The sequence below is a fragment of the Bacillus cereus group sp. MYBK15-3 genome, assembly GCF_051916765.1.
GTDB classification, from domain to species: domain Bacteria; phylum Bacillota; class Bacilli; order Bacillales; family Bacillaceae_G; genus Bacillus_A; species Bacillus_A cereus.
Genome location: NZ_JBQAHG010000005.1, coordinates 142578 through 157959 on the forward strand (window position 1 = coordinate 142578; position 15382 = coordinate 157959).

The window sequence follows — 15382 nt, forward strand, 5'->3', positions numbered from 1 at the left end:
TTATAAATTAGTAATTGATATCACATAACAACTCAAAAGGAGATTGATCATAATGAACAAACAAGTAATCGAAGTATTAAACAAACAAGTAGCAGACTGGAGCGTTTTATTCACAAAACTTCACAACTTCCATTGGTACGTAAAAGGACCTCAATTCTTCACATTACACGAGAAATTCGAAGAACTTTACACAGAATCAGCTACTCACATCGATGAAATTGCAGAACGTATTTTAGCAATTGGCGGCAAACCAGTAGCAACAATGAAAGAATACTTAGAACTATCTTCTATTCAAGAAGCAGCATACGGAGAAACTGCAGAAGGGATGGTCGAAGCAATCATGAAAGACTACGAAATGATGCTAGTCGAACTGAAAAAAGGCATGGAAATCGCTCAAGACTCTGACGATGAAATGACATCTGACCTACTACTAGGCATCTACACAGAACTAGAAAAACACGCTTGGATGCTACGTGCGTTCTTGAATCAATAATAATTAAAAGCGGAAGCGGCTTGCTCAGAATCGCAGGGCACTTCAAGCTCTCGACCTTGAAGCGCTTTTTGCTTCGAGCGAGAGAGCGAAATGACCGGAGATTCTAGCCGCTAGAGCTGGATATTACTTTAAAGCGGAAGCGGCTCGTTCAGAACAGGAGGGTGTTGGAACTCCTGATTACGAGGCGCTTTTTGCCTCGAATGAAGGAGTGAAACAACCGACTGTTCTAGCCGCTGGAGCTGGATATTACTTAAAAGCGGAGGTAGCTTGCTCAGAATGTGAGGGGGATGGAGCTTTTGACGTAGAGGCGCTCTTTGCCTCGCAGGAAAAAGCGAAGCCACCGAACATTCTAGCTACCGGAGCTGGATATCATTTAAAGCGGAGGCGGCTCGTTCAAAGTCGCTTTTTTCTATAGATTGGTCGCGCATGCTGGTACATGAAATTTATATCAGCGATTTTTCCAATATATCGGCGATTCCCCCCAACATATCAGCGATTTTCCAATTATATCGGCGATTCCCTCCAATATATCAGCGATTTTTTAATTATATCGACTTATCGACAAATCACGACAATATTAACAAACACCTCTCCCCTACTTTTATCAATATATTACAATCTCATCTATGTTAAAATATAGGAAACATCCTTTAGTATCATAGACCCAAAAAGCTTTTCCAAATTCATCATTTACTACTTAAATGACGGGAGTGGTTCAGTTGAAAGACTACTTAATTAGAGCATTTTTTGCGTTAATAACAGTTGGGATTCTCTTACTTATAGCTAATATTTTCAATATACGTGTCGAGGTTAAGGACTATGCTTTCCTCGTTGTCGTAGCAATTGGTGGCGGCTGGGGTGGCTGGTACCTGTATAAAAAACAAAGCAATCAAAATGATAAAGGCATTCCAAAGTAATATGGAATGCCTCTTTTTATTGCCTTCTGTAATAAATAATGAAATTCAGACCACTAATACAACCAATCGCAATAAACATGTTAAAACTCTGCACATCTCCGGCTAGATTATACTCATCAACGATGAATCCAGACATAAACAACGTTATCGCGGAAACACCGATACACAATACCGAGATAACTCAAAGTGAAAATTCATTAATCAACTCTTTCTTCTGTCTCAAAACAATTAGCATAACAAGAATAGATGCTGCTAAAATACTTTTAAAAACCGGTCTTAAATACACAAACTCCTCCATCTCTTTCTCCTTTTCCAAAAACATTACATCTAAAAATTAACATATTTAACCAAATTAAAAACACATGCCATCTTAAATTAAAACGACATGTGTTTCCGTATTTGCTATGATAGTTGCTTCCACTTCGTTCCCAAAACAGGACGCTCATAATTTTGGATTGCATGAATTAGTTTATCTGCTGTCTCTGCTGAAACGATCAATTCTTTATTTGATGGATTCATAAATCCTTCTTCTGCTGCACGTTCAACCATTTGCAAAATTGGTCCATAAAAACCTTTTATGTTTAATAAACCAACCGGCTTATTATGTATACCAATTTGTGACCAACATACAACTTCAAATAGTTCTTCAAACGTTCCGTATCCGCCTGGAAGCGCAATAAAAGCATCTGCAAGCTCTGCCATTTTAGCTTTACGTTCGTGCATCGTCTCTACTTCAATTAATTCTGTTAATCCTGTATGCACAATTTCTCCTCGGAATAGACCGCGCGGCATAACACCTGTTACACGTCCACCTAAACGAAGAACTTCGTTTGCTACTTCTCCCATTAATCCGACACATGAACCACCGTATACGAGCTCATAGTCGTTCTCAACAAACATTTTACCTAACTGAATTGCCTGCTCTTTAAATTCTGGTCTCTCCCCTAAATTAGAACCTGCAAACACACAAATCTTTCTCATCCCTACACCCCGAAACTATATATTGTTATGATACAATGAACATTGTACAACATATTGAGGAGATGAGGAAGAAATGGATATCGTTGCATTTCAAAGATGGGTTGAGGAATTTTACGAAAAACGAAGCTGGTCACAGTATAATGCCTTTATTCGCTTAAATTTCTTAACCGAGGAAGTTGGGGAAGTTTCACGAGTCGTTCGTGCTATTGAAATTGGCCGCGATCGCCCTGATGAAGATGCGAAAACAGAAGAAGAGCTAAAACAAGAACTAAAAGAAGAACTTGGCGATGTACTATCTAACCTTATTATTCTTTCGCAAAAATATGATTTAGACTTACAAGACATTATGGATGCACACGTCACAAAGCTTTCGAAAAGGTTCGAAGTATCTAAATGAGAATATTATCAATTATGGTATAATATTCTTGTCACAATACTAAGGGGGATTTTATGTTATCAAAAAAATTGCACGACGCATTAAATGAACAAATGAACTTTGAATTTTACTCTGCCCATGCTTATATGGCAATGGCTGCTTACTGTACAGCTGAGAGCTATGATGGATTCGCTAACTTTTTCCTTGTACAAGCTGAAGAAGAACGTTTCCACGCAATGAAGCTTTACAACTATATTAATGACCGCGGAGAACGCGCTATTATTACTGGATTTGATAATCCAAATAACGAATACGAATCTGTATTAAACGCTTTTGAAGTCGCACTTGAGCACGAGCGTGAAGTAACGAAACGTATTTATAACTTATCTGATATCGCTTGGGACGAGCGTGAACATGCAACAATTACATTCTTAAAATGGTTCGTTGACGAACAAGTTGAAGAAGAAGCTTCATTCGATAGCATCATTCAAAAATTAAAACGTATTACAAGCGATTCAAACGCACTGTTTATGCTAGATGCTGAATTAGAGAAACGTACATTTACGCCTCCAGCTGAATAATATTTCAATCACCTTAATACATGTATTGAGGTGATTTTTTTGTTTGCTCTCTATCTTAAAATCACCTTAAATTTCCTCATATTTGACATAGTGCCAGCTATAAAATGGTATTATTTTCAATATAAAAACGAATATACGAGGAGAGGAAAAATGAATCAACGTGTAGAAGCTGTTGATGCAATTCGTGGTTTCGCTTTGTTTGGCATTTTACTAGTCAATATGACATTAATTCAATTCGGGTTCTTCACCAGTGAAAAACCAACTTATCTATTCGGCGATCTTGATAAAGGCGCTAATTGGTTTATTCAATTCTTCGGCACACATAACTTTATATCCCTATTTTCTTTTCTATTTGGGCTTAGCATTATTTTGTTACAAAAAAGTATTATCGCAAAAGGAAAAAAATTCTTCCCCACATACATAAGACGTATTATCATTCTTTTACTACTCGGCTACATTCACGGCACTTTTGTTTGGGAGGGAGATATTTTATTTGCATACGGAATAATTGGGATTTTCTTAATGATGTTCATCAATCGAAAACCGAAAACTTTGCTCATTTGGGCGATTATTCTACTCGCACTTATTACACTTATGTCTTATCAAACTGATCCATCTACAAATATAAATGATTTTGCACCTTATACTGAAAAAGAACATAAAGTCCATCAAACTGGAAGCTATATGGATCACGTCAACTTTAGATTGACTGAAAATCCTTTTGATTACATGGGAATTGACGGTGCATTCGGATTATTTTTCATATCAGTTTTCGCAATAATTTTTATGTCTCCACTGTTTCTACTCGGAATGTATGTAGGGAAAAAAGGCTGGCTATTTGAGGTCAATAAACATATACCTGCTGTCAAAAAAATATGGTTTGCCACCGGTCTCTTTTCTTTTACAATTAAAATCTTAGCTATGTTCGTAAAGCACCCGCTTTTAATTATGTTACAAGATGGCCTTACACCAGTAACTATGACCTTCTTTTACGGAAGCACAATCATTTTATTATTCCATTACAAAAAAGCAACCCGTCTACTAACATACATGGCGAACATGGGGAAAATGTCCGTTAGTAATTACTTAGCGCAATCTATTATCGCAACAACCATTTTTTACGCATATGGATTTGGCTTATACGAGAAAATTGGCTATTTCTTTGGTATTCTTTTAACCATCGGAATTTATACGATTCAATTATTCGTTAGCACCTATTGGCTCCAAAAATACCGAATGGGGCCAGTGGAATATGCGTGGAGACTGGGAACTTATTTAGAGAAACCACGTTTTAAAAGAGACTTGGATAAAGCAAGTTAAACAAAAAAGCAATGAGCCTACGCTCATTGCTTTTCTTAATTTATTAAAGCATAACCCCAACGATAATCGCTGATAATATACTTACTAACGTTGCACCGTATACAAGTTTTAAACCGAATGATGATACAACGTTTGCTTGTTTGCCATCGATACTCTTCGTTGCACCTGCGATAATTCCGATAGATGAGAAGTTCGCAAATGATACAAGGAAGATAGATAAAATACCTACTGTACGAGCTGATAAATCACCAGCTACTTTACCAAGGTCAAGCATTGCAACGAATTCGTTCGTTACTAATTTTGTTGCCATAATTTGTCCTGCTTGTAGCATCTCTGATGTTGGAATACCCATTACGAATGCTAATGGTGAGAAGATATATCCTAAAATGCTTTGGAACGTGATTCCGAAAATTGAATCGAATACACCGTTAATTGCTGTAATTAATGCTACGAAACCGATTAACATCGCAGCTACTGTTACAGCGATTGAGAAACCAAGCATAATATATTCGCCTAACATTTCAAAGAATGTTTGTTTCTTGTCTTCTTGTAATTCTAAAATATCGTCTTCTTCTTTTACTTCATATGGATTAATGATATGAACGATAATGAATCCACTGAATAAGTTTAATACTAGTGCTGTTACTACATATTTTGGATCAATCATTTTCATATAAGAACCGACGATTGACATCGATACTGTAGACATTGAAGATGCACAAAGTGTGTATAAACGATTTTTCGGTAATTTGCTTAGTTGATCTTTTACTGTAATGAATACTTCCCCTTGACCAACGATTGCAGCTGCTACCGCATTATATGATTCTAGTTTTCCTAAACCGTTAACTTTACTTAATAGGAAACCGACTGCACGAATGATAATCGGTAAAACTTTAATATGTTGCAGAATCCCGATTAATACTGCTAAGAAAATAATCGGTAATAATACTGTTAAGAAGAATGGTGCTTGTCCATCGTTTGCTAGACCACCAAATACGAAATTAACCCCAGCTTCCGCAAATTTTAAAATAGCGCCAAATCCATCTGCGATTCCTTTTACTAATACGAATCCGACCTTTGTATTTAGTAAGAAATACGCAAGTACCAATTGAATGACAAGCATAAGTGCAATTGGTTTATATTTAATTTTCTTACGATCTGAACTGATAAGGAAACCTAGTACAAACACTACAAGTAAACCGACTAGAAACATTACGAACTTCATATGTGAATCCTCCACTTCTCCCACGAGTTATTGGTCGTATAACGTATAACGAATGACGTCTGACCATTGTTGTTAAAAAAATTTAAAACCCCTAAAACTATTCAACTGTCATCTAAAATCAGTAAGCGTTTACATAAATTGCAATTTATAAAAGGTAGCTTCTTCTCTCCTACCATAATTGAAAGTCTGAAATTGATACCACCTACAAATCAAATTGTAAGCGTTATCTAGACGAAATGCAATATAAATTTTAAAAGATTTTTATATGTTAATATATTCCTAATTAATTGGTTTTTTCATGCAAATTTACCATAAAAATAGCCCTAGCTATGAGCTAGGACCATCTTTTTTTATAACATAACACCAACGATAATCGCTGATAGAATACTTACTAATGTCGCACCGTACACAAGGCGTAGACCAAATGATGATACAACATTTGATTGATTTTCATCGATACCTTTCGTTGCACCTGCGATAATTCCGATAGATGAGAAGTTCGCAAATGATACAAGGAATACAGAAAGGATACCAACTGTACGAGCCGATAAATCACCAGCTACTTTTCCAAGATCAAGCATCGCAACAAACTCGTTTGATACTAATTTTGTTGCCATAATTTGTCCCGCTGTTACCATCTCAGCTTGCGGGATACCCATTACGAATGCTAATGGTGAGAAAATATATCCTAAAATAGCTTGGAATGTAATACCGAACATTGAATCAAACAAGCTATTAATTGCTGTAATTAATGCTACGAAACCAAGTAACATAGCTGCTACTGTAATCGCAATCGTGAAACCAAGCATAATGTACTCGCTTAGCATTTCAAAGAATGATTGTTTTTTCTTATTTTCTAATTTCAGTGTATCTTCTTCTTCTGTAATATCGTACGGGTTAATAATATGAATGATAATGAAACCACTAAATAAATTTAATACAAGTGCTGTTACTACATATTTCGGTTCGATCATTTTCATATAAGAACCAACGATTGACATCGACACTGTCGACATAGAAGATGCACATAATGTATATAAACGATGTTTTGGGATTTTACTTAATTGATCTTTTACTGTAATAAATACTTCTGCTTGTCCAACAATGGCAGCTGCTACTGCATTATATGATTCTAGTTTTCCTAGACCATTTACTTTACTTAACAACGTACCAATAGCACGAATAAATATCGGTAAAATTTTAAAGTGTTGCAGAATTCCGATTAAAACCGCAAAGAATACGATTGGTAATAGCGCTGTTAAGAAGAATGAAACCTCTCCTTTATTAACAAGACCACCAAATACGAAAACGATTCCAGCTTCCGCATATCCAAGAAGTGCGCCAAATCCATCTGAAATTCCTTTTACTAAAATATAACCAACTTGCGTATTTAATAAGAAATAAGATAATGCTAGCTGAATAATAAGCATAATTGCGATTGGTTTATACTTAATCTTCTTTCGATCGGCACTTATAAGAAAACCGAGTACAAATACAACGAGTAATCCTACAAGAAACATAACAAACTTCATTAATAAAATCCTCCATTTAACTCTTCATTAACGTTGAACGTCTGACCATTCAAAACAAGAAATAATCCGAACTTTCCATTTCTCCTCCGTAACCTTCGATTGGATAGGAAATGTCATGAAAACTCTTGTTTCAAAGGCATTTTCCATTCTAACATAAATCACAACTCATATCCGCACTTTTCTTTAAAAAATTACATTTAATTATGAAATACTCATAAATGTTCGTCTTTTACCATCTATAAACAACTGGATAAAACAAAAAATGAGCATCAAGTTTCACTTGATGCTCACCTCATTATACTGCTTTTTCTTTATCAGCTACTGCTGACTTATCCCAGCACTCTGTATTTTTCAAACCTGGAATAGAATCCGCATAGAATACCGGATCTTTCCCTTGTTTCTTTTGCTTTACGTAATCTGATAATGCCGCAAAAGCATACTTAGAGAGGAATACAATCGCCACTAAGTTAATAACAGCCATAATACCCATGAATAAATCTGCTACATCCCAAACGATTTGAATTGTCGCTACAGATCCTAACATAACCATACCAAGTACAGCAATGCGGTACGCTGTTAATAGCACTTTACTTCCATTTAAGAATTCAATATTTGTTTCACCATAGTAGTAGTTACCTACTAATGAACTAAATGCAAACAAGAAGATTGCAACTGCTACAAATATAGAAGCCCATGGACCGATATGTTGACTTAACGCCTGCTGCGTTAATTGAATTCCATTTAAATCAGCTGCATTATGCACATCTGATAAAAGAATAATAAATGCTGTACAACTACAAATTAATAATGTATCTGTAAATACCCCTAAAGTTTGAATGAAACCTTGTTTAACTGGGTGCGTTACGTTTGCAGTCGCTGCTGCGTTCGGCGCACTACCCATACCTGCTTCATTTGAGAATAATCCGCGTTTTACCCCTAGTAAAATCGCGGCTCCTAGTCCCCCACCTACTACTTCTTTAATTCCGAAAGCATGTAAGAAAATCTCTTTAAATACATACGGAATTGCCGTAATGTTTGTCACAACAACGAATAATGCCACTGCTACATAAATAATTGCCATTACTGGAACAATCATTTCAACCGCGCGAGCAATTCGTTTTACTCCGCCGAAAATGATAACGGCAAGTAAACCAGCCATAACAAGACCTACTAACCTACTATCTGTTTTGAATGCCCCATCAAAGGCAGCCGCTACAGTATTAGACTGTACAGCATTAAAAATCAATCCGAAACTTACTGTTATTAGAACAGAGAACACAACACCTAACCAGCGTTTATTTAAACCCTTTTCCATATAATACGCTGGGCCCCCACGGAATGCATTCCCATCTTTCACTTTATAAATTTGCGCTAATGTGCTCTCTACAAATGCAGAAGCACCCCCAATTACCGCGATTAACCACATCCAAAATACTGCTCCTGGACCACCCGCTGAAATTGCGATAGCTACACCAGCTAAGTTACCAGTACCTACACGAGAAGCTGTACTCATACAAAATGCTTGGAATGATGATACGCCGCTCTTCTCTTTTTGTGCTTTCCTCGTTTTCGAGCTTGCTCCATCCCCAAGTAATCGAATCATTTCACCGAAGTAACGAACTTGGACAAATTTCACACGAAATGAAAAATAGAGCCCTAACCCAATTAACATCGCAATAATGACATATGACCAAAGGATATTATTTACATCCCCAATTACCCTAGCTAAAAAATCCATATTTGCATTGCCCCCTCTTCCTAACAATAAGAAAATTATATTCTAAAAACTTTTAGTAATCAAGAACTTTATGTTAGGTTTTATGACATGAATACGTTAACTATCTTAACATACGTGTTTTTTTCATAAAAATATAGCTATTACATGCATTTATCCAATACTCAATCTCTTATCCTCTTCGACCAGCCATACTTTTAAAACAGTACGTTCCCCACAAATAACGAGAGGAACAAACAAAAAAGTTATATTAATAATTACCCCTCACCCTTTTCATCATTTACTACAACAAAAAAGGCGAGCATCAAATTTACCTCGATGCTCGCCTTTTCAATTACACTGCTTTTTCTTTATCTGTTACCACTGGCTTATCCCAGCACTCTGTATTCGTTAAACCAGGAATAGAATCTGCACTGAAGACTGGATCTTTCCCTTGTTTCTTTTGCCTTACATAGTCTGTTAATGCCGCGTACGCAAATCGGCCAAGAAGTGTAATCGCAATTAAGTTCGTTATTACCATTAGACCCATAAATAAGTCTGCCATATTCCATACAACTTGAAGCGTCGCAACAGAACCGAATAATACCATTCCAACTACCGCAACACGGTAAATTGTTAACCACGTTTTACTTTGCTTAATAAATTCAATATTTGTTTCACCATAGTAGTAGTTTCCTAGAAGTGAACTGAAAGCGAATAAGAAAATAATAATCGCTAAGAAACTGCTCGCCCATGGGCCAATTTGTGAGCTTAATGCATTTTGTGTTAATTCAATACCTTCTAAGTTCGTTGCTTTATATGCACCAGAACATAGTACGATAAATGCTGTTGATGTACATACTAAGAATGTATCTACTAAAACGCCGATTGTTTGAATAAAACCTTGTTTGGCTGGATGCGTTACATCAGCTGTTGCTGCCGCGTTCGGCGCACTACCCATACCTGCTTCGTTCGCAAATAACCCGCGCTGAATACCATATTTCATCGCAGCACCGATACCACCGCCTACAGCTGAATCTAAACCGAATGCACCTTTAAAGATTTCTGTAAACACATCTGGTAGTAAATAGAAGTTTTTAATAACAACGAAAATCGCTACTGCAATATAAAGAATTGCCATTGGCGGAACAATCATTTCCGACATACGCGCAATACTTTTTACACCACCAAAAATAATAACCGCAACTAATACTGCTAATACAATCCCAACAACGTAACGCTCAATACCAAATGCATTTTTAAACGCTAATGTAACTGTATTTGCTTGTACTGAGTTGAAAATTAAACCGTAACTAATTGTAATCAGAATAGAGAACCAAATCCCCATCCAACGTTTATTTAAACCTTTTTCCATATAATAAGCAGGACCACCACGGAATCCACTGCCATCTTTTATTTTATAAATTTGTGCAAGCGTACTTTCGACGAAACTTGAAGAAGCCCCGATAATCGCAATAACCCACATCCAAAATACTGCTCCAGGTCCTCCCATAGAAATAGCTAACGCTACACCAGCTAAGTTACCTATACCAATACGAGCTGCAGAACTCATACAAAATGCTTGGAAAGAAGATACACTGCCTTTTTTACGCGTCTTTCCAGTTAACCCATCACTCATTAAACGAATCATTTCCCCTAAATGAGTAATTTGTACGAATTTCAATTTAATAGAAAAATAAAGACCTAAACCAATTAACATTGCAATAAGAATATATGACCAAAGAATTGTATTCGTTGACGAAACGAATTGTTCCAAAATATTCATACAATTAACCCCTCCTTTTCTCCATAAAACGAATTATATTTAAAAAACATTCAAAAATCAACATTTTTCGACAATTTGCAATTTCCAAATATTAGCCAGGTTCACAGTAACAATATCTTTATGACTGACTACCCTCCCTCTAACTGTGCATACTAAAACAAAAAATAAATCTACAAACTACCCCATTGACAAAAGCGTCTACCTGTAACTATAATGATTACATCAGGTTGTAACAAACCTTATTACAACACATTCATTTACTTTCAGATATACACTTTAACAAAACACTTTGGAGGGATTTATTATGAAAATCGGAATCATCGGAGCAAATGGTAAAGCAGGAAGTCGTATTTTAAAAGAAGCATTAGATCGCGGACATGAAGTAACTGCAATCGTAAGAAACGCTGCAAAAATTAAGGAAGACAATGTAAAAGTTTTAGAGAAAGATGTATTCTCTCTTACATCTAACGACTTGCAAGCATTCGATGTAGTTGTAAATGCATTCGGTGCTCCAGCAGGACAAGAACACCTTCACGTAGATGCAGGAAACGTACTAATTGAAGCGATGAAAGGTGCACCTAACACAAAATTACTTGTAGTTGGTGGTGCTGGAAGCTTGTTTGTAGACGAAGAGAAAACAACACGTGTATTTGAGACACCAGGTTTCCCGAAAGAATATCTTGCAACAGCTCAAAACCAAGGTAAAAACTTAGAAATCTTACAACAAACAAATGACATCACTTGGACATTCATCAGCCCTTCTGCACTATTCGCATTAGGAAAACGTACTGGTTCTTATAAAGCTGGTAAAGACAACCTTCTTGTGAACGCAAAAGGTGATAGCTACGTAAGTTACGAAGACTTCGCAGTTGCAGCAATTGATGAAATTGAAAACCCAAAACATGTAAACGAACGCTTCACAGTAGTTTCTGAAGCTGAATAATAAAAAAATCTCGTAAAACATAATGTTTTACGAGATTTTTTTATTGTTACACTTGTTCTAAACCATTTGGAGTAACCTTAAAGGAAATTTCTTTAAACTTTTTCTTATCTCCTTTTCCAACGAACTCACTCTTTTTATACCAACTTAAACGATCTAACTCGGCATGATACACTTTCAATACGTCACCATACTCGAACGCCATACCATTTACTTGTTCTGCAAAATTCTGCGAAGTTTCTTGTCCTTCTGCGGTTACATGCTTTTTCTCATTTCCATTTTGATCATAAATCGTAAGGCCTATATACTGTTCATTTACAAAGCGATAATGAATCTCATCATTTGTAAATGTTGCATGTAATTTCTTTTCAGCGTGGTTTAACGTAATAATTGAACGTGTAACATCGGACACACCTTGATAGACTAGACTATCCCCATATGTCACTTCTACAGGAACTTCCGTCACTTTCTTATTTCCAAAACGATCTTTCGTTTCTACTTTCACTGTTTGCTGACCAATTTTTGTCATATCTATTTTCCCTACAAAACCTACTACTTCTCCACCCTGTACTTCAACAAAGTTCTTCACGTCTAGCGTTTCGCTATTTGTTCCGATTACTACTTGCTGCGGATTTGCTTTTACTGTTTGCTCACCGTCTAATCTTTCAAATCCATTTTCAGTTATTTTGAAGACTAATTCCTTTATCTCTTTACTTTTTCCTTCGCCCACATATACATCTTTTTGATACCAATGTAAACGAGAAGATTCCGCATGATATACTTTCACTACATCTCCATACTCAAATGCAATTCCATTTACTTCCTTAGCAAATTCTTGCGTATTCTCTAAACCTTTTACTGCTATATTTTTCTTCACTCTTCCTTCTTTATCGTACAATATGAATTCAAAATACTTTTCATCTTTAAAGTAATCATGAATTAGGTTCTTTGTATCTGTCGCACTCAGTTTTTTCGTATCATGATGCAAAGTTACAATTGATTTTAAGTCACCATCTCTATAGCTTAGCCCATATACAAGTAGGCTATCTCCATATGTTACTGTTAGAGGAACTTCTGTCACTTTCTTATTTCCAAATCGATCTTTCGTTTCTACTTTTATTTTTTGTTCTCCGATTTTTGATGTATTTGGTTTTTCTGCAAAACCAACCACTTCTCCATCTTTTACTTGTACAAATTCTTTCGGATCTAGTTTGTCTACATCCATTCCGACTACTACTTTTTGCGGTTTCGCCGTCACTTCTTGTAAACTATCTTTTAATTCGAACCCTTGCTCAGTGATTTGGAATAATTTCTCTTTTTTATTTTTAGCCTTCCCTTGATCTACAAGTGTATTATTTTGGTACCACTTCAGACGATCCGGTTCTGCATGGAATACTTTTACTACATCACCATATTCAAAATCCAATTCATTTAGTTCCATCGCAAATCTTTTTCCCGTTTCTTGTCCTTCTGCAGATACACGTTTCTTTTCAATCCCATTTCGGTCATATAGCGTTAAGCCCATATATTCTTCTTTTTCAAAACGGTAATGTATTTCATTATTAGTAAAGTTTACATTTAATTTCTTCTTATTGTGGTGAAGTGTCACTGTCGACATTACATCATCTGAAAGTCCTTGAAAAACTATACTGTCATCATAAAATCCGTTAACTTGGACAGGAATTGAATTTTTATTTCCTTTCTCATCCCCAATTTCTACTAACACTTCCTGTTTACCATTCTCTAGTTTAGGCCATACAATCTTTCCTGTTACTTTTACATTCTCACCTAAATTTCGAACAAGTTTACTTGCTTCATTCTCGTCAGAATCTGTACCAACTAAAAGATTTTGTACTTCATTAGCAGGTTCACCATATGGAACCTTATACGGTTCAACTTGCTTCTCACGAATATCATTACTATCTGTAGCTTTCCAGATTTCCTTTTCTAATTTAGGTAACTTTGATTTTTCTATTTTCTCTCTAATATCATCATTTGGTGTTAATCCCCATTCCTCAAAGAAAGGAATTAAATTTTGCCCTGCCACTTGCGATGTCATATAAATAAATAGCTGCTTTTTCTCTTCATCAGAATGAGGCATTTCACTCTGAGGTAACAAACGATAAACTTGATGTAACCTAGGATAAAAATGTTCTCCATACACTACATTTAATTGCCAAAACATTGTAAGAGGATTAATGTCATCAATGAATCTTTCTGCTTTAGGCTTCTCTAAATACTCAAATGAGTTTTTATAGTGCTCATCCATTTCTAATTGATTCCCTAACGCCTTTTGAACAGCTAATGAGTAAATATTTACTGTTACTTCCCTTACTTTAGACCACTTCCACGGTTCTTGCTGATGTAAATGACCAACTTCATGCCACGGTCCCCATCCATCCTTCTCAAGTACCTCTATATCTAAAACTCTATTCATTGCAGTTGGAATATATCCTGTATGATAATGTTTTGCAAACATAAAGTCCCCTTTAGCAGGCTTCCGTTTTTCAACAAACTGAACATAATGAGTTGGAGATTTTGCAACCCCAACACTGTCCTCAGATAATCCTGCCACTGCGTTTTCTAAACGGATAATCTTATCATGCAATTTCATTAAATCTGTTGGATCCGTATTCTTCATATATTTCTGCACAGAATCGTAAGTAGTAGTAATTAAGCTTCTCTCACCTTTTAATTCAACTGCATAAGGATCCTTATATTTTTTTAACATTTCATCCCAATCTTTTTTTGTATGCTTACCTAAAATAAATAAAGGAAAGTGACTACCACCATTTGTAACGGAAGCTGTTACTTCTCCTTCGTTATTCATATTATAAAAATATAAAATACCGCCTCTTGAAGATGAAATAACATTTTTCCCTGGTTTTAAATCAAACTCCTCTGGGTCCTTTTCATCATAAGATCTCGTTCCAATAAAAGCTTGGATAGACTGCGTTCCTTTTATGTCAATTGTAATCTCTTCATTTGGCTCCGCATAAATTCCAGTCGGTTCATTAGCGGAAAGTTTCCAAGTAACTCTTAAACGATTATTTTCTTCTTCTACGCTACCTTTCCCCGGCAACTGAAATACTCTCTGCTCAAACTTATTCTCTTTTACCTCTTCTAATTTCCCACCTTTATTTTCTTCCAAAGGCGCCGCATACCCGTTCGATGCTTCGAAAGCTACTGGCGATAATAATGTAGATATACATATTCCAGCTACTAATACCCTACTCGTCTTTTTCTTCGACATAATCTGTGTCCCCTGTTCCTTTATTTAGATAAACTACCCTATATATTCATCTAATAAGTAATCCTATTATTTATATAAAAACATTTGATGAATGGACTAACACCTCGCGCACCTGTATATATTACTACCGCATTTCTCTCCATGCATTCGCTTTCTTACATTGTAAAATTTTTATGTAATATGCCCTCCTCACTTCTCTCTATTTGTGATGAGTTCTCTTGCTACATAAAAAAGAGAATAGTAAAAGATATTTTTCAGTATTGT

13 protein-coding genes and 1 pseudogene are annotated in these 15382 nt (G+C 35.9%); 7 read left to right on the forward strand and 7 right to left on the reverse strand.

The features are described 5' to 3' along the window. Positions 1–52 precede the first annotated feature (52 nt). From ACTFR8_RS20725 to ACTFR8_RS20735, 3 genes are all read left to right on the forward strand, one after another. Positions 53–493 (forward strand): Dps family protein, encoded by a 441-nt coding sequence (locus ACTFR8_RS20725; RefSeq protein ID WP_001041895.1) that lies wholly within the window; start codon positions 53–55, stop codon positions 491–493. A gap of 208 nt (positions 494–701) precedes the next feature. Then, a complete protein-coding gene (locus ACTFR8_RS20730) occupies positions 702–908 on the forward strand; it encodes a hypothetical protein (RefSeq protein WP_252209727.1) in 207 nt (68 codons plus the stop codon). Between the two features lie 304 nt (positions 909–1212). Next, on the forward strand, positions 1213–1410 hold the full coding sequence (locus ACTFR8_RS20735; protein WP_000656312.1) for a hypothetical protein: 198 nt from the start codon (positions 1213–1215) through the stop codon (positions 1408–1410). Positions 1411–1426: 16 nt separating this feature from the next. On the opposite strand, the pseudogene ACTFR8_RS20740 reads toward ACTFR8_RS20735, so the two are convergent. After that, positions 1427–1708 (reverse strand): annotated as a pseudogene (locus tag ACTFR8_RS20740) (hypothetical protein). 104 nt (positions 1709–1812) lie between these two features. Next, complete coding sequence (locus ACTFR8_RS20745; RefSeq protein WP_002062664.1) at positions 1813–2376, reverse strand: TIGR00730 family Rossman fold protein; 564 nt, start codon at positions 2374–2376, stop codon at positions 1813–1815. Positions 2377–2464: 88 nt separating this feature from the next. On the opposite strand from ACTFR8_RS20745, the gene ACTFR8_RS20750 reads away from it, so the two are divergent. The 3 genes from ACTFR8_RS20750 to ACTFR8_RS20760 all read left to right on the forward strand — a co-directional run bounded on the left by ACTFR8_RS20750 (position 2465) and on the right by ACTFR8_RS20760 (position 4668). Further along, positions 2465–2788 carry a MazG nucleotide pyrophosphohydrolase domain-containing protein gene (locus tag ACTFR8_RS20750; RefSeq protein WP_000355749.1) on the forward strand — a complete coding sequence of 108 codons (324 nt, stop codon included), beginning with the start codon at positions 2465–2467 and terminating at the stop codon, positions 2786–2788. Between the two features lie 53 nt (positions 2789–2841). After that, positions 2842–3348, forward strand: coding sequence for a ferritin (locus ACTFR8_RS20755; protein WP_000949403.1), 507 nt, complete (start codon positions 2842–2844; stop codon positions 3346–3348). Between the two features lie 150 nt (positions 3349–3498). Then, complete coding sequence (locus ACTFR8_RS20760; protein ID WP_001076354.1) at positions 3499–4668, forward strand: DUF418 domain-containing protein; 1170 nt, start codon at positions 3499–3501, stop codon at positions 4666–4668. A gap of 43 nt (positions 4669–4711) precedes the next feature. Here the strand turns inward: ACTFR8_RS20760 and ACTFR8_RS20765 are convergent, their stop codons facing one another. The 4 genes from ACTFR8_RS20765 to ACTFR8_RS20780 form a co-directional block, all read right to left on the reverse strand. Continuing rightward, a complete protein-coding gene (locus tag ACTFR8_RS20765) occupies positions 4712–5893 on the reverse strand; it encodes a NupC/NupG family nucleoside CNT transporter (protein WP_000673874.1) in 1182 nt (393 codons plus the stop codon). A 350-nt stretch (positions 5894–6243) separates the two neighbouring features. Then, positions 6244–7425 carry a NupC/NupG family nucleoside CNT transporter gene (locus ACTFR8_RS20770; RefSeq protein ID WP_000673839.1) on the reverse strand — a complete coding sequence of 394 codons (1182 nt, stop codon included), beginning with the start codon at positions 7423–7425 and terminating at the stop codon, positions 6244–6246. A 295-nt stretch (positions 7426–7720) separates the two neighbouring features. After that, a complete protein-coding gene (locus ACTFR8_RS20775; protein ID WP_000346415.1) occupies positions 7721–9163 on the reverse strand; it encodes an alanine/glycine:cation symporter family protein in 1443 nt (480 codons plus the stop codon). A gap of 331 nt (positions 9164–9494) precedes the next feature. After that, entirely contained in the window at positions 9495–10925 is a 1431-nt protein-coding gene (locus ACTFR8_RS20780) for an alanine/glycine:cation symporter family protein (protein ID WP_001022940.1), read from the reverse strand. A 304-nt stretch (positions 10926–11229) separates the two neighbouring features. On the opposite strand from ACTFR8_RS20780, the gene ACTFR8_RS20785 reads away from it, so the two are divergent. Beyond that, positions 11230–11868, forward strand: a complete 639-nt coding sequence (locus tag ACTFR8_RS20785) for an NAD(P)-dependent oxidoreductase (protein ID WP_098378932.1) — start codon at positions 11230–11232, stop codon at positions 11866–11868. Between the two features lie 46 nt (positions 11869–11914). Here the strand turns inward: ACTFR8_RS20785 and ACTFR8_RS20790 are convergent, their stop codons facing one another. Continuing rightward, positions 11915–15118, reverse strand: coding sequence for a putative mucin/carbohydrate-binding domain-containing protein (locus tag ACTFR8_RS20790; RefSeq protein ID WP_252209728.1), 3204 nt, complete (start codon positions 15116–15118; stop codon positions 11915–11917). Positions 15119–15382 lie beyond the last annotated feature (264 nt).